Source organism: Clostridium sp. Marseille-Q5894 (assembly GCF_946902305.1).
GTDB lineage: Bacteria > Bacillota_I > Bacilli_A > Erysipelotrichales > Coprobacillaceae > Thomasclavelia.
Genome location: NZ_CAMPPT010000020.1, coordinates 1 through 1,302 on the forward strand (window position 1 = coordinate 1; position 1,302 = coordinate 1,302).

Here is a 1,302-nt window from a genome sequence, read left to right on the forward strand (position 1 = left end):
GATATTCGTCTTCAGGATTTTTTGATTATACAGGGTTAAAAGTCGAACATATTATCATAAAATAAAAAGTTGTTTACTGCTTTGTAAATAACTTTTTATTTTGGCATTTTAAAATGATTATTTCATAAACTGTCAATACAGTTTTTCCGCTTGTTACGGTATGTGACATCTCCGCTATTTTTCTCGTAGGTGTTTTGCTGAAAAATATCGTCTTTTTTATTTTCTATATTAAGTATTTTTTAGAAATGTGTTGTCAATTTTACTGTATACTTTTTTACATGAATTATAACAAAAGTCAAAATAGACCACAAAAATTGTCATAAATGACTACTAAAATATTGTATTTATTATATAATAAATACAATAGAAGTGGAGGTTTAGATATGGAAAATTTAAAAAGCAATATTGACCATTACATGAAATTAAAAGGAATCAGGACGTATAGCCGTTTACTAGTTGTCATTGCGCACGAATTAGGGATTAAAGGACAAAAAGCATATGAATTTGTCAATAAAGAAAAATCCAATTTTTCAAAAATGCTAAAAGGAGAAAGACCACTTAAATATGAATTTATTATTCCCTTAGAAAAAATATTCGGTGTTTCATTAGCAAGATTATTAGAGGAAGATGCGTACAAATTACCTATAGAAAAAGATAATGTACCGTTCGATAAAGGATTGAGATATTATGCATATTTAGATGATCCAAAATTATATAAAAAAGAATTCGACTTATTACTTGCAAAGGATGGAAAATCTATTCTTACACATAGCGATGAATTTGGAAAAACCTTTCTTGATTATGTGGTTGAATATCGTTCAGTTAATGGGGTTAGATATCTTCACGATGAATATGGAATAAAATTGAGATGGTATCACAATCAATTTGAATTTAGGAAAGATAAGGGTGATATATGGATTAATTTTGAAAACTGGATTGAATTTGCTCGTCTTGTTGCAAGTATGAATGATGTAGAATTGTTCAACGATATTTATGATTCCTACAATATGTTTTTTACAAATGGTCACTATGCTACAGAAAATTGTATTTTTTGTCAAAGTGAATATTTGGAGATTATATTAGATAATGTTAACTTGTTTAATTCAATATTTGAAATAAAATCTTATGAGCTTAAGTTGGGTAGTATTGGTAAAAGAAAAAAACAAGTTGATTCTCAATGTCATTAAGTTAGGCATTAAAATACTGAAAAAGCTCTTTAATGTAATTTAAAGAGACTTTTTTATTTAGCTATTGACAAATAGTGAGAATCGTGTGGCTAGTAATGAATAGCAAAATATTCAT

At 27.0% G+C, this 1,302-nt stretch carries 1 protein-coding gene; it reads left to right on the top strand.

Going from position 1 to position 1,302, the window contains the following annotated elements; all coding sequences use genetic code 11:
- Positions 1-383 precede the first annotated feature (383 nt).
- Positions 384-1,187 (top strand): hypothetical protein, encoded by an 804-nt coding sequence (locus OC535_RS14670; RefSeq protein WP_498824173.1) that lies wholly within the window; start codon positions 384-386, stop codon positions 1,185-1,187.
- Positions 1,188-1,302: the final 115 nt, after the last annotated feature.